General features: G+C 44.4%; 23 protein-coding genes. 5 read left to right on the top strand and 18 right to left on the bottom strand.

Annotated features, from left to right (window positions below; all coding sequences use genetic code 11):
- Positions 1 to 181: 181 nt before the first annotated feature.
- The 4 genes from MHH92_RS20845 to MHH92_RS20860 all read right to left on the bottom strand — a co-directional run bounded on the left by MHH92_RS20845 (position 182) and on the right by MHH92_RS20860 (position 4,167).
- Positions 182 to 1,879 (bottom strand): peptide ABC transporter substrate-binding protein, encoded by a 1,698-nt coding sequence (locus MHH92_RS20845; RefSeq protein ID WP_076328093.1) that lies wholly within the window; start codon positions 1,877 to 1,879, stop codon positions 182 to 184.
- Between the two features lie 153 nt (positions 1,880 to 2,032).
- Positions 2,033 to 2,407 carry a DUF3397 domain-containing protein gene (locus tag MHH92_RS20850; protein WP_047843759.1) on the bottom strand — a complete coding sequence of 125 codons (375 nt, stop codon included), beginning with the start codon at positions 2,405 to 2,407 and terminating at the stop codon, positions 2,033 to 2,035.
- Entirely contained in the window at positions 2,407 to 3,366 is a 960-nt protein-coding gene (locus MHH92_RS20855; RefSeq protein WP_253501961.1) for a ketopantoate reductase family protein, read from the bottom strand. Before MHH92_RS20855 ends, MHH92_RS20850 begins: the two co-directional genes overlap by 1 nt.
- A 150-nt stretch (positions 3,367 to 3,516) precedes the next feature.
- The gene (locus tag MHH92_RS20860; RefSeq protein WP_076211575.1) at positions 3,517 to 4,167 is read right to left on the bottom strand and encodes an RsfA family transcriptional regulator; all 651 of its coding nucleotides are present in this window, start codon (positions 4,165 to 4,167) and stop codon (positions 3,517 to 3,519) included.
- 314 nt (positions 4,168 to 4,481) lie between these two features.
- Between MHH92_RS20860 and MHH92_RS20865 the strand changes: the two genes are divergently transcribed.
- A complete protein-coding gene (locus MHH92_RS20865; protein ID WP_017687281.1) occupies positions 4,482 to 4,718 on the top strand; it encodes a DUF2626 domain-containing protein in 237 nt (78 codons plus the stop codon).
- A gap of 184 nt (positions 4,719 to 4,902) precedes the next feature.
- Positions 4,903 to 5,982, top strand: a complete 1,080-nt coding sequence (locus MHH92_RS20870) for a hypothetical protein (RefSeq protein WP_253501964.1) — start codon at positions 4,903 to 4,905, stop codon at positions 5,980 to 5,982.
- Between the two features lie 23 nt (positions 5,983 to 6,005).
- Here MHH92_RS20870 and MHH92_RS20875 read toward each other — a convergent pair whose 3' ends face one another.
- Positions 6,006 to 7,277: an ABC transporter substrate-binding protein gene (locus tag MHH92_RS20875; RefSeq protein WP_253501967.1), complete on the bottom strand. Its 1,272-nt coding sequence runs from the start codon at positions 7,275 to 7,277 to the stop codon at positions 6,006 to 6,008.
- Positions 7,278 to 7,499: 222 nt separating this feature from the next.
- Entirely contained in the window at positions 7,500 to 8,834 is a 1,335-nt protein-coding gene (locus tag MHH92_RS20880; RefSeq protein ID WP_024628438.1) for a PhoH family protein, read from the bottom strand.
- Positions 8,835 to 8,986: 152 nt separating this feature from the next.
- Between MHH92_RS20880 and MHH92_RS20885 the strand changes: the two genes are divergently transcribed.
- Positions 8,987 to 9,682 carry a YhcN/YlaJ family sporulation lipoprotein gene (locus tag MHH92_RS20885; protein ID WP_253501970.1) on the top strand — a complete coding sequence of 232 codons (696 nt, stop codon included), beginning with the start codon at positions 8,987 to 8,989 and terminating at the stop codon, positions 9,680 to 9,682.
- A gap of 7 nt (positions 9,683 to 9,689) precedes the next feature.
- Here the strand turns inward: MHH92_RS20885 and MHH92_RS20890 are convergent, their stop codons facing one another.
- From MHH92_RS20890 to MHH92_RS20915, 6 genes are all read right to left on the bottom strand, one after another.
- The gene (locus MHH92_RS20890; protein WP_340906048.1) at positions 9,690 to 10,142 is read right to left on the bottom strand and encodes a pyridoxamine 5'-phosphate oxidase family protein; all 453 of its coding nucleotides are present in this window, start codon (positions 10,140 to 10,142) and stop codon (positions 9,690 to 9,692) included.
- Positions 10,143 to 10,240: 98 nt separating this feature from the next.
- A complete protein-coding gene (locus tag MHH92_RS20895; protein WP_340906050.1) occupies positions 10,241 to 11,302 on the bottom strand; it encodes an LCP family protein in 1,062 nt (353 codons plus the stop codon).
- Positions 11,303 to 11,392: 90 nt separating this feature from the next.
- Positions 11,393 to 11,689: a YlaH-like family protein gene (locus MHH92_RS20900; RefSeq protein WP_047843765.1), complete on the bottom strand. Its 297-nt coding sequence runs from the start codon at positions 11,687 to 11,689 to the stop codon at positions 11,393 to 11,395.
- Between the two features lie 299 nt (positions 11,690 to 11,988).
- Positions 11,989 to 13,833: a translational GTPase TypA gene (gene typA, locus MHH92_RS20905; RefSeq protein ID WP_036614992.1), complete on the bottom strand. Its 1,845-nt coding sequence runs from the start codon at positions 13,831 to 13,833 to the stop codon at positions 11,989 to 11,991.
- 177 nt (positions 13,834 to 14,010) lie between these two features.
- Entirely contained in the window at positions 14,011 to 14,505 is a 495-nt protein-coding gene (locus MHH92_RS20910) for a hypothetical protein (protein WP_253501973.1), read from the bottom strand.
- Between the two features lie 291 nt (positions 14,506 to 14,796).
- Positions 14,797 to 15,456 carry a TerC family protein gene (locus tag MHH92_RS20915; RefSeq protein ID WP_047843767.1) on the bottom strand — a complete coding sequence of 220 codons (660 nt, stop codon included), beginning with the start codon at positions 15,454 to 15,456 and terminating at the stop codon, positions 14,797 to 14,799.
- 87 nt (positions 15,457 to 15,543) lie between these two features.
- Here MHH92_RS20915 and MHH92_RS20920 point away from each other — a divergent pair, with 87 nt between their 5' ends.
- Complete coding sequence (locus MHH92_RS20920) at positions 15,544 to 16,254, top strand: TerC family protein (RefSeq protein WP_036674816.1); 711 nt, start codon at positions 15,544 to 15,546, stop codon at positions 16,252 to 16,254.
- A 123-nt stretch (positions 16,255 to 16,377) separates the two neighbouring features.
- Here the strand turns inward: MHH92_RS20920 and thiI are convergent, their stop codons facing one another.
- The 6 genes from thiI to MHH92_RS20950 all read right to left on the bottom strand — a co-directional run bounded on the left by thiI (position 16,378) and on the right by MHH92_RS20950 (position 21,230).
- A complete protein-coding gene (gene thiI, locus MHH92_RS20925; protein ID WP_253509235.1) occupies positions 16,378 to 17,619 on the bottom strand; it encodes a tRNA uracil 4-sulfurtransferase ThiI in 1,242 nt (413 codons plus the stop codon).
- A gap of 5 nt (positions 17,620 to 17,624) precedes the next feature.
- Positions 17,625 to 18,773: a cysteine desulfurase family protein gene (locus MHH92_RS20930; RefSeq protein ID WP_340906056.1), complete on the bottom strand. Its 1,149-nt coding sequence runs from the start codon at positions 18,771 to 18,773 to the stop codon at positions 17,625 to 17,627.
- A gap of 173 nt (positions 18,774 to 18,946) precedes the next feature.
- Positions 18,947 to 19,699, bottom strand: coding sequence for a lytic transglycosylase domain-containing protein (locus MHH92_RS20935; RefSeq protein WP_036674814.1), 753 nt, complete (start codon positions 19,697 to 19,699; stop codon positions 18,947 to 18,949).
- 191 nt (positions 19,700 to 19,890) lie between these two features.
- Complete coding sequence (locus MHH92_RS20940; protein WP_036615008.1) at positions 19,891 to 20,304, bottom strand: hypothetical protein; 414 nt, start codon at positions 20,302 to 20,304, stop codon at positions 19,891 to 19,893.
- A gap of 35 nt (positions 20,305 to 20,339) precedes the next feature.
- Positions 20,340 to 20,558, bottom strand: coding sequence for a DUF1540 domain-containing protein (locus MHH92_RS20945; protein ID WP_074095869.1), 219 nt, complete (start codon positions 20,556 to 20,558; stop codon positions 20,340 to 20,342).
- Positions 20,559 to 20,723: 165 nt separating this feature from the next.
- Complete coding sequence (locus MHH92_RS20950) at positions 20,724 to 21,230, bottom strand: YpuI family protein (RefSeq protein WP_017687263.1); 507 nt, start codon at positions 21,228 to 21,230, stop codon at positions 20,724 to 20,726.
- Positions 21,231 to 21,513: 283 nt separating this feature from the next.
- Here MHH92_RS20950 and MHH92_RS20955 point away from each other — a divergent pair, with 283 nt between their 5' ends.
- Positions 21,514 to 23,388, top strand: a complete 1,875-nt coding sequence (locus tag MHH92_RS20955) for a S8 family peptidase (RefSeq protein ID WP_036615013.1) — start codon at positions 21,514 to 21,516, stop codon at positions 23,386 to 23,388.
- Positions 23,389 to 23,456 lie beyond the last annotated feature (68 nt).

Consider the following 23,456-nt stretch of genomic DNA (forward strand, 5'->3'; position numbering starts at 1 on the left):
CACCTCCACAAACAATATTTTGTATACAAATCGATTGTAGAATTAGACAGAAATAAAGTCCAATCCATTTATCGGAAATTTCAAGAATTATAAGGAAAATCGGTGCACATACAAAAAATCGGGATATATATGGAATTCCACATATATATCCCGAAGTATTCATATTAGACTTCAGAACAACTTATTTCTCTTCCAGATATGCACGAGTGTAGTCAATAGCTCCACTGAAATCAAGTTGTACACCTTTCAGGTAAGGCTTAGTCAAAGATACGTTAGTGTAATAATAGATTGGCATAACGCCCATTTCATCTTGAATCAGGATTTTCTCAGCGTCAGCAAATGCAGCCATACGTGCAGCTGGATCAGCAGATTTTACAGTTTCTTTAACATCTTTGTCATACTGTTCGTTGCTGAATTTGGAATCATTGTTTGTGTTTCCAGTAGTCCACATTTCCAAGAAGTTGTATGGATCGTTGTAGTCAGCAGACCAACCTGCACGAGCTACTTGGAAGTTTTGGTTTTGACGGTTCTCAAGGAATACGCCCCACTCTTGGTTTTCTGTTTTTACATCAACACCAAGATTTTGTTTCCACATGTCAGCAACCGCCAAAGCGATTTTCGCGTGACCATCACTAGTGTTGTAGATCAACGTAACAGCTGGCAATGTTGTGTAACCTTCTTCTTTCATACCTTCAGCAAGCAATGCTTTAGCTTCTTCAACATTTTCTGTGAAGTAGTCGTCTTTGTGCTCATCACGGAATTCGCCGTTTTCACCACGGATACCTGGAGGTACAAAGCCGAATGCTGGAATTTGTCCACCTTGTGTAACTTTGTCAACAATCAGTTGACGCTGAATTGCCATTGCAAATGCTTTACGGATTTTTACGTTATTAAATGGTGCTTCGTTTACGTTGAACTGATAGTAGTACGTACTTGCAATACCAGTAGCTTTGAACTCGTCCGGCAATTCCGCTTTTACAGAAGGAATTTGGTCGGATGGAATTTCACCGTTAGGTGCACCAGTGTAGTCCAATTGTCCTGATTTGTAAGCTTGCAGTTCGGAAGCACTGCTGTTTGTCAGAGACATATCGATTTGAGCCAATTTAATATCGGCAGCTGCATGGTAACCATCGTTTTTCTTCACAACAATTTTTTGACCTTTAGAGTATTGATCCATTACAAATGGTCCGTTAACGATCATGTTTTTGTAGTCTGTGAAGAATTTGTCATTGGTGTCAGCAGATGCATGTACTGGGTAGTACGTGTAGAATGCTGTCAGACCCAAGAAGTAAGGTGTTGGGTTTTCCAAAGTTACTTCCAATGTGTGCTCATCAGTAGCTTTAACGCCTACTTGTGAGAAATCTGTGACTTTAGTACCTTTGTATGTTTCATCTTTGCTGAGGTTGTAACCTTCAGCACCTTTGATGTAGTACAATTGGTATGCATATGGAGAAGCTGTTTCCGGTTTCAAAGCACGTTCCCAAGAACGAACAAAGTCTTCGGCAGTGATTGCATCACCGTTGCTCCATTTAGCTTCCGGGTTCAGGTTGAAAACATATTTCAAACCATCTTCGGAAATTTTCCAGTCTTTAGCTACGCCTGCTTGTTCTTTACCATCAGCATCAATGCGTACAAGACCTTCGTACAAGAATTTCAGAACTGTGTTGGTTTGGCTGTCTTTTGCTTGAGCCGGGTCCAACGTAGGAGGTTCAGCTGACAGGTTGATTTTCAGAATTTGATCTTTTGCAAGACCATTTCCTTCGTTTGCAGAACCAGTATCGGTGTTACCTGTGCCTTCGTTTTTCGATCCGCACGCTGCAAGTACGGTACCGAACGCCAAAATCAGCGTCAAAAGGACTAATAGACTTTTCCTTTTCATCTAACACGTTCCCCCTAAATTGATATGGTTTATATGTTTATAGATTATACAACCACCGGTCAAAAAAATCTACATTACTTTTTCAGAAAGTAATGTTTTTTTCAGTTTTCGACAAAATCGACACATTTTTTGCCTCTTTTGCGTTATGTAACCTCACATCTGTTTCATGAAGTATCTAAATAATCCAAATAAAGTAAACAAAACATACCCGAAACTCATAATGATGAAGGCCATGCGCCATACGGCCCGGAACATTCTCCCCCCATCGACCTTCCCCTTTAGTCGATTTTGCGCACCTCCGATAAATCCAAGTGCTAGTAGTATGAGTAATAGTGTCAGATAAAAACCAAAATTCGAATCAAATGTTAAGTTGAATAACGCCGATACTGAAAAAACAAGAAAAAAAGTGGTTACATCCATTGCCATCCGCATGGCGTTCCGTTTGTCTTTTTTCCATACGTACATGCCCCAATAGACAAGAAAGAACGGAAAAAAGGGCAATATGCTCAACACAATAAAAAGTCCCATTAATTCACTCCTTCCGGTTGCATTCCTTCAATCAGATGAAGCAGTATTTCATGTGTAGGTGCAACAAGGTCCAACTTCTGTGCCATCTTTACAATATGACCGTTAATTGACCTTACTTCTGTACCACGTCCAGCGAGAACATCTGCAAGCATGGAGGAAGTATTCGTGGCAGTAGAACGGCAGACCGATATCAGTTGATCCCACATATCCTGATCCAAACATATTCCACTTGCAGAGTAGATTAACAATACTTCATCATATAACTGCCGCATTAGCCTCTTTCGTTCTTCCTTGACGATCAATTCTCCATTAGGGATTCGCCATAGTGCCGTGAGCGGGTTAATGACTGAATTAATCAATAGTTTCCTGTATATCAGCTTATCGATTTCATTCGACACTGTACAGTCAAATCCTGCCTGCTGCAACGATCCCGACAGAGTAAATGTTCTCTTCTCCTCTATAGAGGTAGAAGCTCCTATATGTATGTTGTATCTCCCCAGACTGGTTTCACCTGTACCTGCACGAGTCACCTGACTTTGTGTTCGCTTCGCACCTTCTGTTGTAACCGCACTACAGAGAAGCGACTTTGGCAAAGCTGCTTGAAGTTTTGTAAGATGGCCCATCCCATTCTGAAAACAAGCGACATTCAGCACATGATCTTGTAATGGACTAATCTCATCAATGAAATCATCCATGCTTGTCTGCTTAACCATGAGCAGTAACCATTCTCCTGGTGTGTTCTTCCATGTGTCAGTCAGCTTACTTATTGGTTTCGCCTGTATTTGATCCGGTAGAATATGTATCTCTTCGTCTTGTTCCACAATGGTTACTCCATTATGGCTGAGGAGGTCTGCCTGAGCTGTTGTTCTGGTCCAAAATCTGACCTGGTTACCTGACGCCAGCAGTTTCCCGCCATACAAAAGACCAAGTGCCCCCGCTCCTACGATGTCAATGATCATATGATGCACTCCTCTCCGCTTCAGTAGTTTCTCTTCTATTATCTATAATAGAACAAAAACACCAAACTAAAAACCCGTCATACCTGCCGTTGTGTAACGGAGGTGTGGCGGGTTCATACCTGACTTTCACAAATCAAACGTCTGAATTTGTTATTCAATTCGTTCCAGATTCCCGTTGGCATCCATCTTGAAACGTGTCTTAAGTTCCTCTTCTTCTTCGGACAAAAATGCGAGTCTGCGAGCCCGATCCATAATCTGAATCAAAGCTTTGTAGTCGTCATTCACCACACGGTAATCCGTCTGTACTTCATTCACTTCCTTGGAGAGACGGTCATTCTCAAGACGTAGTTCAAGCAATTCATCTTCTTTCTCCCGAAGCTCCTTCTCCAGCATCTTGAGTTGACGATTACTCTCCTGCACCGTTCCCTTCCATTGTCGCAGGAAGCGGATTACTGCATCCATCGATAATGAATCGTCTGAGATCCCATCTGATTTGTACAGATGTTCTTCAGTGTCCAGTGTAGACAGTGCTGCAACCTGCGGTCCGAGCATAGCTGGTTGCTTTCTGAGATAACTTCGTTTTTGTCGTTGTGCCTTGGCGTTACTGATGGCAGAATCATACTTTTTACGTACACAACTGTTCCAGCGAAAACCGCATGCGGCAGATGTTCTGCCTATTTTTTCGCCCACCTCTTCAAAAGCGGCCAATTGTGTACTGCCTTCCCGAATATGACGCAAAGTAACCTCAGCCAATATCAAATCGTCCTCTGTACTCCAAGCATCCTGTCTCACTGCAGTCATGCTATAATACCCTCCTAACAACATCCTAAAATAACCGTCCGCATTACCGGAAGCCCGGTATGTGAATTAGGTATAAAAGCTGCTTCATTCATTCTTATGCCTCTCATAGAGTTCATAGAATTGATTTCATACTAAAATGTATTTCCACATTCAGGCTTGCTCATACGTGACATACGTAAAACATATCCCTCTATACTTACTTTGAGCAAAAAAAGAATTCGCTTTCATATCCAAATTTGTTTACACGTTTTTCCTTTCCCGGTATAATGTTGTGTAGACAATCTATGAACGTACTTAGGAGAGGAGGATTTACCGTGGCACGCATGTTTCGGGTACTCGGGTTCTTCACGCTTGCAATTGGCCTGATGGCTTTTGCGGGAGATCTGGTCGAAATGGCTTTGCTTTTTTTCCTGCAGACTGCGTTTTTTGTCATTTTGGGATACTTGAAATTTACCGAGCGAACGTACATATTGCTCTTCTGGGGTTATATGATCGTAACATTCACGGGGTTCAGCTACTGGACCGTATTCGAAATGGGTTTGCCGCTCTAATCCACCTGCAGCATCAAAGTGATCCGATATCTGTCGGGTTGCTTTTTTGTTGTGTTCAGATTAAATGAATGTTCATGGTGTTATGTAACCACTAAGGATATTTCACGTATTTGTTTCATATATTGTCTGGAAGACAACAAGCCTGTACGATTGTCATTTAAGAAGTGGAAAGGAGAATGGATCGGTGAAACGTCAACACGGCATTTCCGCCTTTATATTATGCATCATTTTATTCCTCCAGCTACCTTTAGCCTATGCCTATGGAGAGTCTTCAGCTGAGGATACACGTGAGATATTACAAAAAAGTCTATCCATCGTTGAAATCGATCATGAAATCGAACGCATCACCGAAAGGCAGAAGCAGCTGGGTCAACAACACGAGACATTATCCGTCCAGCTGCAGGAACAGGAAGAGCAGATACATATTCAGCAAGATCGGGCCGGAGCTGTAGTGAGGTCCTACTACACAGGAGAACGCGACAGCCTCCTCATGACGGTCCTGGGAGCCAGATCATTCAAAGACCTGTTTGTACTGTATGATTATTACCAGATTATTATCGGACGGGATCAGGCTGTGCTGGACAAGTATCAGGACCGTTATCGCAATCTGCAACAGACTTCTACTCAGATTCGTCAGACTACAACAGAATTAACCGAAATGAAGACTAATCTTCAAAACCAGCGGGAACGTGTAGTCGCCTTGCAAAAAGAAGTGGATGCCCAAATAGCCACCAGCGGAGATGCGGCAGCGATTCAGAAACTGATGGATGAATTAACCCTTTATTGGGAGAATATAGGCATCTATGAGGTGAAACGATATTTCAAAGCATTGGCATCTGCCATGCAGAACCTGCCTGATTTTATCCAAAAACAAAACGGAGGAATATCCACGACTGGAACAACGTATACGATTCGAATTGGACAGGATGAGCTTAATGCATTTCTACGTTCCCAAAATCCAATCTTTGAAGACTTTGCCTTTCAGTTTAACCAGGATAAGATTATAGCTTCCGGTCAGCGGGATCAGTTGCAATTAAGCATTGAAGGACATTATACGGTAGAAAATGAACCTCAAAACTCCATTCGTTTTCATGTGGACAAACTTGTATTCAACCAGCTTGAATTACCAGACACCACACGCCGAATGCTGGAAAAAGAATTTGACCTTGGGTTCTATCCACAGAAAATCCTCTCGTTTGTGAAAGCAACCGATGTTTCAACAAGTGAAGGCATACTGGAAGTAAAACTAGCTATATCCTTTTAAAGAGGTTGAACACGAACTTAAAGTTAATTCGTCGTTCTAATACTGTCTACGTATTGATTCGCTGTAATTTCACCCTTTAAGAATTGTTGTACTTTTTTATGAAAACGAGTTATTAGAGCATGACTTTCGGTCGTTGCAGCAGGGACATCTTGGGTGGTCGGGAACCAGGATTGTCCCTTTGTCATTTCATAACGTCCAATGAGTTTCTCAGACTCCATATCCAGTTCCTGTTGCTTTGCGGGCAACCGGTTAACCTGCTGGTACCATTTCAGCTGTGTCGTAGCGGACGTCATTCCTTCAATCCATCTACTGGCCTCCTCAGCCTCAACCGAACCCGCAGTAATGACAAGACTTCTGGAGTTTACGGTTTCCAAGGTTTCGAAAGAAATCCGCTCCAAAGAATCTTTATCCACTGTACTCGCTTGATCCGCATTCAATAATTGAGATAACAATGATACAACCATCGGGGTGTCGTTTTGGTCAGCAGTTGGTGAGAAATCTGGATTGGTAGACTCAAGCCTAATAAGGGGCTGAATCTGATTCATCAACTGAATCCCCTGCTGAAGATCCCCCATTTGCGAATCTATTTGTGTTCGTTTAACTTGATCGGGTGCCATTCTCGGTTCCAAATGATTCAGCCACGCATTTGTCCCGTACATATCATTGATGTTCATTGTAATTAAAGGGATGCCTTCTGCAATGGCTTGTTGAGTAAGTTTGACCCACTGATCTTTATTGCGAGGTAATGACTCCAGACCAGCTCTCTTCAGAAATGAAGATTGTGCAGCCAGAATGTACGGATCAAAATCAAAAGGCATTCCCCACTGATAACCATTCCACTCTGTCATTCCCCGTAACCCAACTACCGTATCTCCTAGCGACTTCGATAATGTGGTTCCGTTTAACGGATACAGGTACCCTTTTTGGGCATAGTATTGCACTTCCTCACTATCAAGCAGAACAACATCCCCGTTCTCTCCTAGTGAAAATTCAAGATCCAAAACATGCTTATATGTATCCGGCTTCTCATTCCGAAGATTAATCTCTACCAGCTGGGAGGCAGCAACTTCTTTGGATATCTTTTGAAAGGCTTGAAACTCTTCATCCGACATGGCCACTACAATCTCCAGCGGAGCTTGAGCATCTTCATTACGGGACGAAGACCCAGGAAAAGCATCCTTTTCCTGATCGCGTTCCTGATTGAGCTGCGAACCTCTAAAGTCAAAACTCGGTGACAAGATCGTTAACGAAAGCAGCAATACCGCGAATAAAACAACCTGATGTCTACGCTTCATTAACTTCCCTCCCTGTTCACCTAGTTTTTTCCTGCAGCAATTATTGTAACAAATAAGTAGTACTCTTGTCCTACCCTGCCGAAAAACACTTTTTCGGATTTTTGCATAATAAGAGCATATCGAGTTCTGTGTAATAACGCTTACTTATTTTTTCAGCAAAAAAGCCGGCTCCAGGAGCCGGCTTCAATAACAACATTTTCCGGGAAATAAATCCCCTAAATTTTACAATAAATCAGCTGCAAGCTGTGCCAGCTTGGACCGTTCTCCTTTTTCGAGCATGATGTGTCCGCTGATTCCCTCTTGTTTGAACCGTTCCACGATATACGTCAGACCATTACTGGCAGAATCAAGATACGGATGGTCTATCTGTTCGGGGTCTCCCATCAAAATAATCTTACTGCCTTCACCGACCCTTGATACAATGGTCTTCACTTCGTGGCGCGACAGGTTCTGGGCTTCATCAATAATGATAAACTGTCCAGGTATCGATCTTCCACGAATATACGTTAAGGCCTCCACCTGAATACTGCCAAGCCCCATTAGGATTTTATCGATATCTCCGGCTTTTTTGGTGTCAAACAAAAACTCCAGATTATCATATATCGGCTGCATCCATGGACGAAGCTTTTCTTCCTTCTCACCGGGCAAGTAACCGATATCTTTCCCCATCGGAACGACAGGACGAGCGATCAACAGTTTTTTGTATTTATGATCATCCTCTACCTTAAGCAGACCTGCTGCAAGTGCCAGCAAGGTTTTCCCTGTTCCGGCTTTACCGGTGATAGTAACCAGCGGGATGTCATCATTCAAAAGCAGTTCCAGTGCCATGCGTTGTTGTGCGTTACGTGCGCTAATACCCCAGACATTATCATTACTGAGGAAAAGCGGCTCCAGCTTTGTTCCCTCTGTGTTCACTTTAAGCAAAGCCGATTTATTGGTTCCCATCTCATCCTTGAGAATAACAAATTCATTCGGATACAACGAATAAGACAACTGTAACGGTTTGATTGGTAAAAAACGATATGTGTAAAACTCATCAATCACTGACGGATGAACTTTTAGGGCCGTATAACCTGGATATAACTCACTGAGTCCTGCCGTCCGATCTGATAAGTAATCCTGTGTGAACAGACCAAGTACATCCGCTTTGATACGCACAAGTACATCTTTACTGACAAGCACGACCTGACGTTCGACTACTTCCTTTTCATTCTCCTCAATCTGATAATTCAGTGCGACAGCCAAAATGCGATTATCGTTGGACACTTCACCAAACATTTCCTGAACTTTCACGAAACTCCGATGATTCAGCTCTACTTTCAGGTTACCTCCATTAGCCAAAGGTACCCCACTGTGCAAGTGACCCAGCTCTCGTAATCCATCTAACAGTCTGGATACATTACGGGCATTACGCCCAATTTCATCGGCATTTCTTTTTTTGGAGTCGATCTCCTCCAGTACAACCGCGGGAATGATTACCTCATGTTCCTCAAAGGCAAATATGGCATTGGGGTCATGCAGAAGCACGTTGGTATCCAATACAAAAATCTTTTTCATTCAATCCCCTCCAAAGCGGCGTCGTTAAAGGCATGAATAGTGTGATCTTTCAGCAGCGGCATGGACAATCATGATCCCATACATAAATGTATTCGACTAGGGCAAAATAATTGTCAACCATTCTGAAAAACTCCAAGAAAGGATGAACATTTATGAAAATATGGGTTTGCACGCTGCTTCTGATCTTTATACTTACAGGTTGCAACAGTTCCACACGCAGCGCTTCGCCGAATCAAGGTACACATGCGAAAGGTTACGGAGGAAATGTAACAACTCAGCAAGATCAAGGGAAAGGATCTCACATGCTCAATGCACAGGAAGATCGGATGAATCCTTCACGTTTGGACCGTCTCAATGAGAATACAGGTGAAGTCCATGATACCAACATTGCAGATGATGCAAAGAGTGGCCGGATGCCCAATGAAAAACGAATCAATCACCTTAAAGCCCTTGCCAAGCAAGTGGAAGGTGTTGAAGATGCGAACTGCGTCATACTCGGTAATACAGCCGTAGTTGGCATCGATGTTGATGGTGAACTGGAACGTGCTCGGGTGGGTACCATTAAGTACGCTGTTGCCGAAGCACTTCGCAAAGACCCCGAAGGTATAGATTCCATCGTTACTGCTGATGCAGATGTCACAGAACGAATTAAAGAGATTGGTGAACATATTCGTCAAGGGCACCCAATCTCCGGTTTTGCTTCAGAACTCGCTGACATGGTGGGACGAATTATCCCTCAACTCCCGAAAGACGTCAAAGTTCGTCAAAATCCCGATGAACACGTGAATCAAAAACAACAAATGCAGCAGCTGCATTCATCGGACAAAAGACAACAAAAAGCCCAGTGATCTCTCACTAGGCTTTTTTCATGGCAGCAAAAACCTGCTCATCTAATTTCTCAGCAGCACGCTGATCATATATTTTGACATATTGAGGCACAGAGGACAATTGAGCGCCGTAAAACAGAGCATTCCTCACCGCTTCAATTGTAATGTCGAAACAGCACATATTAAATGGAACGTCCTGCAGCGGATCTTGTCGTACCGCAGCACGTCCGTTCACTGCATACACCATCTCTTCTCCAAAGACAGTAACCGTAATAAGCGGATTAGTAATCATGTTATTCACTAAACGTGAACGATGATCAATTGCTACACGAAAAGTAGAAGCATTCTCCGCATAAATCCAGGAGATGGCTGTTGAAGTCGGACCTCCGGATTCTACATCCACTGTGCTCAGAAGCACAAAGGTCTCATTCTTGAATTGCTGTAAAAGAGATTCAGTTAATTGTGTGACGGCTTCGGACATTCAACCAGCCCCCTAACCTTCTTTATGCAATTCTTGTACTTGGTTTATGTTATTATAGCATACCGATTAACGTGCTTCCAATCCCAAAAGAATGAAGGTTATTCGCCTGAAGGTGAAGCCGTTACTTTACCTGAAAGTGTATCTTGTAAAGCCTGCTTGGCATTGGCGAGTTCCGTCTCATTAATATACACATATGGACTTCTCCACTCACCGGTAACCGGAGTATAATGCACATCCGAAGTGGAAATGTTCCAATACGTCGAGATAAAGTTTTTCATTTGTTCCGATTCCACATCTGTCGTCATATTCTTGTCAACTGCACCAATTACTTTGCTGATCTTTGTAATGCCCCCAAGAGATTTCATCTGATCCAGCATGGAGTTCAGCACTTGGTTTTGACGTTTGTTACGATCAAAGTCATTGGATTCATCAGTCTTTAGATTACAATTGGATTTGCGGTAACGAACAAAATCTAGTGCTGCTTTACCATCGAGATGTTGTGCGCCTGCGACCAGATTGATATCTGTACCATCGGCTGTATCTCTATAACACATATTTTTATCCACAGTCACATCCACGCCACCCACGGCATTGACAGCATCACGGAATGCCTGGAAATTCAGGACGGTTGTATAATTAATATCTACATCCAAATACTTGCCCATCATTTCTTTCATCTGATCCTCTGCATTTTTGCCAGTGGTTTTTTCCTGTGCTTTGAATCTTGGATAATAGGAATTCAGCTTGTTCGACTTGTACCCATCCAATTGAATACGTGTGTCTCGTGGTAAAGATACAATGGTTGCCGTCTTGGTCTCCGGATTCAACGAAGCCACCATAACAACATCCGAGAGATATGTGCCAGTTTCAGGACGGTTATCTGTGCCTAATAACAGCATCGTGATCGGTTTGGTTGTGGCTGACATCCCGGGAGGTACCGGTTTATCGATGCCTGTATCCACGACTTGATTGTATACCCAGTACGCATATCCACCGCCTACCACAATGGCAATAACCAATAGACTTAAAAGGATTCTGCCAAAAGCATTCATTCTCTTTTTCTTCTTAGGCTGCTCGCCCTTGCCATTCTTCGATCCAGAAGCACCGGATTGCGTCGGTGCCTGTCTCCGTGGAGGCAGTCCGTTCGAATTTGAGTTCATATCTTCAACACCTTTATCACATCTGTTTTTGTCTAAATAAAAGACAACCGCTTTCCCTAAGGAAAACGGATGGTCTGTACAAGACAGGATTTATGAGTTTCGAGCGGCAGCTTCCGCTTTTTTCTTTTGACGACCTTCAATAAAATAACGCACTCTCACTAACAACATCAAACCAACCGCGACCAACAAACATTGAATGATGGGCAGCTTGTCGATCTGAAAAATAAGAAGCATGAATGTGCCCATCGCCATCAAAATATAGAGAACGATTTCCTTACCAAGTGGCAATTTCTGACGTACCCGAAACACCTTGTTATATACGTAAGTAATCAATACAAAGATGACGATGTAGGCTACGATCGGGTTTGACGCGAACCATGCTTGCATGCACAGCCAGCTCCTTTCGTGTTCATGCTAGGATAAGTTAACTGATTGATGGAATTCCCTTTAGCAACTTAGAGAGCCAGTACGTGCATCGTGACCGTTTCGGTCTCAGCTCGTTCTTCTGATCGCTGTTATCCCCAGATTTTTTTGATCCAGTTACTCAATGGTAAAATCCGGGGATAAAGGCGAGCGCTTCGCTTCTTCAGAATCGATTCTGATCCCTACACTACTTTAGCTGTACAACCCTCTCGTTACTTGCCGGGCCCATCAAATGCTAACTTATATAGTTTATTTTGTTGTTATTAGGCTTTAGAAGCCATTTTGCGTTGTTTTTCTGCACGTTCACGCTCGGATTTGTTCAGGATCTTTTTACGAAGACGAATAGATTTTGGTGTAATCTCACAATATTCATCTTCATTCAGATATTCAAGCGCCTGTTCCAACGAGAAGATAATTGGAGTTTTAATTTTAACCGTATCATCTTTACCGGAAGAACGAACGTTAGTCAGTTGTTTTTCTTTGCAGATGTTAACAACGATATCATTGTCACGTGTATGTTCACCAACAATCATACCTTCGTAGATTTCAGTACCCGGCTCCAAGAAGAGCGTACCGCGATCTTCAACGCCCATCATGCCATAGAACGTAGATGTACCCGTTTCAGTTGAGATCAACACGCCTTGGTGACGTCCACCCACTTGACCGGATACTACTGGAGCGTAGCTGTCAAATGCATGGTTCATTACACCGTAACCACGAGTCAATGTCAGGAAGTTGGTGCTATATCCGATCAAACCACGTGCTGGAATCAGGAACTCCAGACGAACTTGACCACTACCTGTGTTAACCATGTTAACCATCTCTGCTTTACGTGCGCCCAGGCTCTCCATTACGGAACCCATGCTCTCTTCAGGGATATCAATCAACAAGCGCTCAACAGGTTCCATTTTCTTACCGTCAACTTCTCTTACGATAACTTCTGGTTTGGATACTTGAAGCTCATATCCTTCACGACGCATATTTTCAATCAGGATACCCAAGTGAAGCTCACCACGTCCGGAAACGATAAATGCATCAGGGCTATCCGTTTCGTCAACACGAAGGGAAACATCTGTTTCCAACTCTTTTAACAAACGCTCACGAAGTTTACGGGAAGTTACCCATTTACCTTCACGACCTGCGAATGGACTGTTGTTCACGAGGAACGTCATTTGCAGTGTTGGCTCATCAATTTTCAGAACTGGCAGAGCTTCCGGGTTGTTAGGGTCGGCAATGGTTTCACCAATGTTGATGTCCTTGATCCCTGCAATGGCAACGATGTCGCCTGCTCCTGCTTCTTCCGTCTCAATACGTTTGAGACCTTGGAAACCAAACAGTTTCTCGATACGTGCAGTTTTACTCTTACCATCACGCATAATAACCGTTACCGATTGTCCTTGACGGATCACACCGCGGTTAACACGACCAATGGCAATACGGCCAAGGTATTCATTGTAGTCCATCAAAGTAACGAGGAATTGAAGTGGTTCTTCAACATTTTCGGTAGGGTGTGGGATATGACTAACGATGGTATTGTAGATCGCCATCATGTTGTCATCTTGTTTGGCAGGATCATTATCCATGCTGGATGTTCCGTTCAATGCGGAAGCATATACAACAGGGAATTCGAGTTGTTGATCGTTGGCACCCAGTTCAATGAACAGGTCCAATACTTCATCAATAACCTCAGTCGGACGAGCCGCTGGACGGTCAATTTTGTTTACAACAACGATTGGTGTCAGGTTATGCTCGAGTGCTTTACGAAGTACAAACTTCGTTTGTGGCATACAGCCTTCATAAGCATCAACAACGAGCAATACACCGTCAACCATTTTCATGATACGTTCAACTTCACCACCGAAGTCGGCGTGTCCTGGTGTATCCACAATATTAATCAGGTAATCTTTATAAGTTATAGCCGTGTTTTTGGCCAAAATCGTAATACCGCGTTCACGCTCCAAATCGTTGGAGTCCATTACGCGCTCCTGTACCGTTTCGTGATCTCGGTAAGTACCGGATTGCTGGAGCAACTTGTCAACGAGTGTTGTTTTTCCGTGGTCGACGTGGGCAATAATCGCAATATTGCGAATGTGTTCTCTTGAATGCATGTTTTGTATCCATATCCTTTCCAATTTCAAATCATATCTACTTAAACTTCCCGCAATTTCGCAGGTTACTCACAAAATAAGCGTCGGTGATATCCCGACGCATGTCTATATCCCTTATATTATAGTTTATTATAGGTAAAAATCAAGATATTTCGCACGAAAAGACCACTGGGAATGTTACCAGCCTCTCCCTTGACGTCCTCGTCCAAGTAATAACCAGACTCCACCCAAGATCAAAAGGACAGCAAGTACATAGATTATTCCCGTTTGCAGCAAGGTAAATCCGAATAATATGATGGACACCGCACCAAGGATCAAAGCTGCAGGTAACACATATTCCGGTCTTCGTCGTTCAGCCATTCCATGTTCGAGTAACCCTATGGCGATCCCTAGCAAGAATGCTGGCCACAGCCTGCTCATAAGTCCAGCGCCCCATGTATTCGTTATACTGAATAAAACACCATACACCGTTAGTATGCCGGCAGGAACGAGTGACCACGATGGTGAAATACGCGCATAATATAACGCATGAAGGGCGATGCCTGGCAGCAGGATCAGCAAAGGCCAGAAATTACGACCAATAAATCCAAACACGCCAAACTTGCCAAGCAGAATAATAATTCCCGCAGCTGCAATAAATAGTCCAATCGCTTTTTCATTTCTCATCCTCAATCACCTCTTATACTATGGCTATGTACTTTATTTCTTCATAAACGATACGCATTCCATGCTGACTGTTGATATTCAAACCTGTAATCATGCTTCTAGTGTATCCGATGTTTCGGCAAAAAACTATACTTTATGTCGCACTTTGCGTGCGCCCTTTACCTGTATTACCCTAAAATGTGCAACTTATGACCAGCCCAATGGTTGTTGTATTGACAAGCGTATTCTCTCACCACAAAACCGCCTAAACCGGACGGTTCAGACGGTCATATGTTCAAGCTTTTATCCAAAATTAAACTATGCGTTCTTCCGCACAAATTTATGTGCGCCTCCAATCGCAACCACAAGACAAGCCATGGCTACGGGTAGCAGCGTATGCACCTCTGATGCCATACCTCCCAGCCATTCTCCTAACTTGGGGTCTTTCATCACCATCTCACCTGCTGTGAAGGCCAGGATGCCTGATCCGACGAATACAAGAATCGGAAATCGCTTCAACAAACCAACAATTAAGCCGCTCCCCCATACGACGATGGGGATACTGATTGCAATACCAATGACGATCAGAGCCAAATCTCCATCTGCCAAAGCCGCTATGGCCAAAACATTATCCAAGCTCATTACAAAATCGGCAATCAGAATGGTTTGAATGGCTTTCCAGGTCGTAGAAGCTTCTCGAATATGTACTTCATCCTCATTTTGAAGCAGCAGCTTTACTGCAATCCAGAGTAGCAACAGCCCACCTGCCGCTTGGATAAAGGGAATCCCCAGCAATAATACCGCTACAAAGGTTAACACACAACGCAGCAGCACCGCGCCAAAAGCTCCCCACCATACCGCTTTTTTGCGTTGTATTGGTGGCAGATCCTTGCTGGCAAGCGCAATAACAACCGCATTATCTCCACTTAATACCAGATTGATCATTAAAATTTCAGTTAAAAGCCATAGTGTATCCATGTCCTCATCCCCCCACATTAACTTGTATGTCGGAGTTGTCCATGCTATTCTTAATGATTGAACCGTATATAAGGAGTGACATATATCATGGAGCTATTTAGTCCCACATTCTGGCTGGCTTTGCTGAACGTTGTCTTTATTGATCTAATTCTGGCTGGGGATAATGCCATCGTCATTGGTCTCGCAGCTCGAAATTTGCACCCTTCCGTGCAGAAAAAGGCGATTCTATATGGAACTGGCGGCGCACTTTTGATTCGAATTTTAGCAACAGTTGTTGTTTTATGGTTGCTTAAAGTTCCGTGGCTCTTGCTTGTGGGAGGCATACTTCTGATCTGGATTGCCTATAAATTATTGGCGGATCAGGGAGATGAACACAATAATGTCCAGGCGGGAACTTCCTTGTGGACCGCTATTCGTACCATCGTGATCGCGGATGCAGCCATGGGATTAGATAACGTGATTGCAGTTGCTGGAGCAGCGCAGCAGCATCTCGTGCTTGTCATCCTTGGACTCCTGATTAGTGTACCTATTATCGTCTGGGGCAGTACCCTGTTTATCAAGCTAATTAATCACTTTCCTTGGATCATCTATGTCGGAGCCATTGTTCTCGGGTATACGGCTTCCAATATGATCACCGAGGAACAGCGACTCTTGCCTTACTTTACGGAACATCCGGCATTGCGCATTCTCTTCATCGTTGTGGTTATTGCAGGTGTAGTGTTTGCAGGTTATCGCAAACGCTCCAGCAGTTCCAGCCACAAGGGATCTGGCGGGGAACAGCAACGTTCCTATTCTTAGGCTAATTTAAAATAACAATTTCATCTGAATACAGCAAAGGACTGAACGATATTTCATCGGACAGTCCTTTTTTTGCAGTTAACATAGCCCTTATTATGTCAGCCATGCTAATTTTTATTGAGTTTAGAACCAGTCATCCTTCATGCCATTGTCGCCTGTCGGATTCGTTACCACAGAAGTTTCACCGGCGTGCAGTGTGATCGTTTCAGTTTGTTCCACCGCCTGATCCACCCATTCTGACAGATGGCTCATTGTTGATTCGATTTTATCCACAATTCGAAGATTTGGATTGGTTGAAGGTGACTTTGGCACAAAGAGAGTACAGCAATCCTCATATGGCAAAATAGAAATGTCATACGTTCCGATCTGTTTGGACAGGGTAATGATCTCCTGTTTATCCATCATAACCAGTGGTCGCAACAGTGGCAGATCCGTCGCACGACCAATGACATTCATACTCGGAAGAGTCTGACTCGCTACTTGGCCCAAGCTATCCCCGGTGATCAGTGCTAATGCCCGCTCACGCTCGGCAAGTTTGGATGCAATTCGCAGCATTGAACGTCGCATCAGCGTAATAATCAGATTATCCTGACCCAGTTGAGTAAATGCCGTTTGAATCTCTGTAAAAGGAACCAGATGCAGCTTGATTGTTCCTGCATGATCAGCAAGGGCACGTGCCAAATCAATGACTTTCTCTTTGGCGCGCTCGCTTGTGAACGGGTAACTGTAAAAATGTACACATTCCACTTCAAGTCCACGGCGCATGGAAGACCAGGCTGCCACCGGGCTGTCTATTCCACCTGATAGCAGTACCATTGCTTTGCCATTCGTGCCCAGTGGAAAGCCGCCTACTGCCGGAATGGTTTCGTTGAAAATATAGGTACCCTGATCCCGAATTTCCACTCGCAGTTCAATATCAGGTTGATGAACATCAACACTTAATTGCTGGAACTTCCGAAGGATCGGGGAACCGACCAAATGGTTCATTTCATGGGAAGAGTTCGGGAACTCCTTCCATACCCGCCTTACATTTACCTTGAATGTGGTGCCTTCCTTGAATTCGTCTTCCCTTTCGTCCATAAACGCAACTGCTGTTTTCACAATCTCATCAAGCTCGGATGGAGTAACTTTAACCGGACTAATCGACATCACACCAAATACCCGCTTCAGCACCTTAATCAGTTCAGTATGTGATTCACCGCCAAGATCCACATAGACACGGCCATATTCTTTGCGAAGGCTCGCTCCTGGATAAGGTTTAAGCAAAGCTTTCACCTGTGTAATGATCGTTTTCTCAAATCGGGCACGATTTTTCCCTTTTAACATAAACTCTCCGAAACGGAGAAGCAGCATATCATATTTCATATCCATTACATCCGCCTTTCGAGGGGCCGCAACTGCGCCACCATCTGATGTAAAGCCTGTTCAAGCAAGGCTACATCTTCTTCTGTATGTTCATCTCCAAGACTAATACGCAATCCGCCAATAGCACAAGCTGCATCTCTGCCCATCGCAAGTAGAGCCCGACTCGGTTCAGCCGAACGCGAAGAACAGGCAGATTGGGTCGATATGGTTACGCCAAGTTGCTCCAAGGTGTGCAGCGCCACTTCTGCCTTCATCCCGGGATAGGAGAAGTGTACAATATGAGGTGCACCCTCTGGGCGACTGTTCAATTCAAATTCAGGAATGGCACGTATCGTTTCCATCAATCGATCACGGAGCACCGTTGTACGCCGGGCAAAATCAACCTGATCTTCTGCTGCCATTCGCATGGCCTTTGCCATGCCTACCAGCAAGGCCACGTTTTCTGTGCCTGCTCTTAGGCCTTGCTCCTGTGATCCTCCTGACAATAGTGGCGTAAGCTCCACTCCACTTCGCACATACAGGAGACCTGCTCCCTTCGGTCCACGTATCTTGTGAGCAGACAGACTGTATAGATCTGCACCCCAAACGGCAGGTGTCGCCTTCATTTTTCCAAAGCCTTGAACACCATCCACATGGAAAAGCACCCGTGGTGCTTTCTTTTTGAGCTGTTTGCCAATCTCTGCAATCGGTTGGATGGCTCCTGTTTCATTGTTTACATGCATCAGACTTACAAGCACCGTGTCGGGCCTGATCGCGTCTACAACCTGCTGAGCGTTGACCACTCCATCGGAATTCACGGGAACTAATGTCACTTCCCATCCCCACTGCTGCAATTGCATAAAACTTTCGTACACCGAGGCATGCTCGGTAGCCGTAGTGATGATGTGTCTGCCTCGTGACTGATAACGTAATGCCGCACCTTTTATCGCAAGATTGTTACTCTCGGTGGCACCGGAAGTAAATACAATCTCTTCAGGCTTAACGCCGATTGCAGCAGCGCATCCAGATCGAGCACGACGCAGCAACTGATCGGCACGCTCTCCATACCCATGGATGGAGGACGGATTACCGAATTGTGTCTCCATAATTTCGGCCATCGTACGAATCACATCAGGATGGGGAGGTGTGGTTGCAGCATAATCAAAATATTTCAAATGAGGTTAGACCTCCCTTTATCTCTTCGTTCATGTACCTACAGTGAGCATTGTAACACGATACCCATACAACACAAAAAGACCAATCGGGAACAGGCGTTTCAAGCGCTTCTGCTCCCACATTTGATCTCATCCTGCCTACCATGTGTTTTCACAACTGTCTATCTGTGAGTTTAGATCACATATTTCGACTGTGCCTTCTCCACCTTGGAGATATAATTCTGTGTTTCTGAAGGCAAACGGTTAAGTACACTCATCAGTTCGCTATCACTCGACACGCCCAGACGTGAAACACGCCCTGGCCCTGCATTATATGCAGCAAGTGCCATCTTCACTTCTCCACCGAAACGCTGGAGCTGAAGGGAAAGATACTTCGTACCCGCATCAATGTTCTGGGCAGGGTCAAATGAATTACTCACACCCAGCCCTGCAGCCGTGCCATCCATTAATTGCATAAGCCCCTTGGCACCGGCGGAGGACACCACATTTGGGTTGAAATTGGACTCTGTGTCAATGACGGCCTTGATCAATGATTCAGGAACACCGTATTTGGCACTTGCCTCGGCAATCAAAGATTCATAATCCGTAGGTACAGATGCACCGGAATCCACGATTCCTGTATTGGATGAAGATAATAAAGACTCAACGATGTTATTGGAGACAGAGGACGATCCTGCCGTATTTATATCTGGATTGTACGTGCTTCCGAGTTGCAGCCACAACAGACCATCACTGGATCTTTTGGAGACCGTAGCGGTGGAATCTGTATTGCTTGTCGAATTGGCACCCGTACCTAACAGCCCGTCCATCACATTGGCGAAATCCACTGTTGAACCAGCATCCGATTGTGATCCACTGGTTTGGTTATTCACATTGGACAATTGCAGTTCCAACAACTGCCGCGATCCGCTTGGATCAATCTGCATGAGTTATACCCACTCCCGTATAATTTAAGCGTATTATGACCTTATTCTACATCGTTTTACAGCAAGGTTCCATTGTTTTCAAAAAAATATATGAATCTCTCCACTTAACCTGCGCATATACGAAAAAAACCTTCTGTAGTTCACCACATTTGGGTGAGAACAGAAGGCTTTTGAATGAATCATTTTACACGTTAGCGAGCGAATGGAATCATGAAGAAATAACTCAGCGTAGCTACAACACCCAGTCCAATGGACCAGGCTCCCGCTGTCTTACGACCATTCACATAGGCATAGTAACCCAGTACGGCTGCGGCCGGTCCAAGTACGATTGACCACATGAACAAAGACGCGATCCCGAAGGCAAGTCCCATGTAACCCGCAACCTTGCCTGTTGATTCCATGACCCGGTCTGCCTCATGCTTCTCAGGTACAGGCTCTGCCCGTTCGGTACCTCCAGTTCTTACGACAGTCGGAGGAGCGACCTCTGCCCCGTATTCTTCCCGATGTGCTTTTCTGGGATAATCGACGCGCATACGCTGTTTTTCACCGTCAACATTGATTTTAGGGCGATCCTGAAAATTAAACTTATTATCGTCATTTTTCATTGGGAAGCACCTCCGTTATGAATAGGGATGACTGCTCACTTGGGTTTGAACGTGTGACAGCATGTTGCAGAGGATGTGCGTGCATGATCATGGTGATCGGAGTCAAATGTCTCACCGGCAAATTCCTCGTGCAGACGACGGGTGGCATGTTGGTCGATGTCAATCATGATGGCATCAGCGTGGCAGAAGTTGTTCTCTCCCCAAAAGTTGCAGTTGGAGACGCTGCATTTGACAATTGGTTTGTCTTGGCTCATTTTTTATCACCTCGACTACTATTGTCTCCCCGCCACAAACCTGATATTCCCCGTCAAAATGCCAGATGATGACATGATCACACCTCGTCTGATTCTCACTAAAAACACAAAAAAACCGCCACAAGGGCGGTTTCGTCCAATTTCATATTCAGGTTTAAACGTTAATTAGGCATGATTCCGTTGATTTTGCATACGGCGCTGAGTCAGGTAATCACTTTCATAATATGCCAGATCATCGCGCAATTCTTCGTACGTTTTGGAAACCTCAAGAATGACATCCCGTACTGCACGGATTGGCTTGTCACGGAAACGAATGGCATCTTGTCCTGTGTAAGCGTATCTTCCGTCTTCGGAATAACATTCATTTTTGGGATAGAAAAAGCTGTTTACGCATTGGTGATACGTATTATAAAGAGCCTTTTCGGCAAAATCGACATCAAAGTTGGCACGACGCAGCACAACGCCAAGTTTTTCGTAAGAAACTTCAGAAAAAACGAGCAAATGACGGAGATCTGAAAGAAATCCTTTGTAGAAGGCTGTTGATTCTTCCGTCTGATTCTGATCCAGTTCAGGCAAAGCATTCTCATTCAAAAAATTTTCAATCCGATCGATAGCCGGTTTTAACTTTTCCCTAGTTGACTCACATGTTTTCTGTACATTGGCTGCTGACATAAAGGTAGCTCCCCCTTAAATAAGTCCTTACATATAGGTCGGCCAACGGTGGTTTTCCCCTGACCTTTGAATTCTCAGCTATAATCCTACCATAAAAAGATGACGAGCGGTATCCCTTAATCATGCTTTCCGCTTCTGCCGTTAATCATGCCTATTATACGCAGTTAGACTCGAACCCGCCTGCATAAAAATATCCGCTTTTTCTAACGATAGATATAACCAGTGACAACGACGAAGCACTGTTAATGATTGTCCAAAATGAACGAAGGAGGTTCCATCCACCATGTCCAGACCGAAATGGATTAACTGGGCCCTTGCGGCTGGTGCAGGAGCACTCGCTCTGACGCTCCTGCTTCCAACATCCAATCGTCCCGAACCTAAGCCAGGTGCCCTGTCTGACTCTGCTCATGAGGAGCACACGAGTAAGCATCGTCTGAAAGTGCAGGATGTCAAAGCAACCGATCTTCTGACCCGTATGGATGCCAAGCAACATCTCAGTATCATGCTGGAGAAAACCGCCACAATGAATGCTGCGCAGGTTAGCCGATATGTGAATGATCTCCAAAGTTCACATGAACATATCAGATCCATTCATCTGATGAATACCAATGGCTCTTTTAACAAGCCCTTTGATCACGCCTCCACACAAGGAAGCAAGTTGGAACAACAGAAGCTTCAACATTCGCTCAACCTTGCCAAAAAAGCGGTAAACAAACGTCAAAGTTTTGAATCCTCTTCTTTTCCTTTGGGAAAAGAAAAATACTTTGTTATGGGGCAACCCTCCAAAGATGGCAAAAGAGCTGTAATTGCCTTGTTCAGTCAGAACGTATTAAATGCTGTTGAACAACATCAGCGCAAAAATCTGCGCATGATCCCTTATCCGCGTGAGGGTAAATTCAAAATTGAGTCTGTTCACCCGGATACGCTTAACGAAATCACAGTAAAAACTGGACATGATAATGCAAATGCCAGTCATTTTTATGAAAATGAAATCGTCATCCGTTTTCGCCAAGATCCCGGTGAACGGGATATGCGTATTATTAAATCCGATCTGAGAGCGCAATCTGCGCGCAAGCTGGGATACACGTATGTTTTTCGGTCAGAACACATGAGTTACAAACAATTGCATAGTTATTTCGATAGCAAATGGAATCCACTCTATATGGAGCCCCACTATATGTATTTAACCAATGATACTGTAACTGAACAAACAGATGTAACGATACCCAATGACATTTTGTTCTCCGATTATCAGTGGAACCTGCCTGCGATTGAGACAAACAGAGGTTGGAATATTACCAAGGGAAACAAAGATGTCATCGTAGCAGTAGTTGATACCGGGGTTGATATGAATCATCCTGACCTGAAGGGCAAGCTCCTTGAGGGTTATAATGTGGTCGAGCCGGGAAGCCAACCGATGGATGATGTGGGACATGGAACACACGTCGCAGGCATTATCGGCGCTATTGTCAACAATAACGAAGGCGTGGCAGGCATGAGCTGGTATAACAAGGTACTACCGGTTAAAGTACTCGACAACTCAGGTTCTGGTACCACATATGCCGTTGCCGAAGGCATCATCTGGGCAGCCGATCATGGAGCCAAAGTTATCAACATGAGTCTGGGCAATTATGCTGATGCGCAATTTCTTCATGATGCCATTAAATACGCTTTTGACCGGGATATCGTCCTGATTGCAGCCACGGGGAATGATAATACAGAGCGTCCAGGATACCCTGCTGCTTATCCGGAAGTATTTGCCGTATCTGCTACGGACCCGGATATGAGCAAAGCTTCCTATTCCAACTACGGGGACTATGTTGATGTGATGGCTCCAGGGTCCAGTATCGCCAGTACCTATCCAAATAATCAGTATGCGGCCTTGTCTGGAACGTCCATGGCTAGCCCTCATGTAGCCGCACTTGCAGGTTTGATTCGTTCGTTGAACCCGGACTTGACCAACACGGAAGTGATGGATTTGATGCGCCAAAGTGTTATTGACCTCGGTGATCCAGGTCACGATAAGTATTTTGGCTATGGGCAAATCGATGTCTATAAGGCACTGCAAGCCGCATCAGGCAACAGCGCTCCTTTGCAGTTCTGGCCGCAACATGTCAGACAACAAATGGATAATACGATGAAAAAGTATACGCAGTAAGCGTAAAGAGGATAATCTGTAAAAAATACAAAAGCAGCTGCGCCCCGGGGCGTACGCTGCTCTTTTTG

This window comes from Paenibacillus sp. FSL M7-1414 (genome assembly GCF_038003195.1).
Taxonomy (GTDB): Bacteria; Bacillota; Bacilli; order Paenibacillales; family Paenibacillaceae; genus Paenibacillus; species Paenibacillus amylolyticus.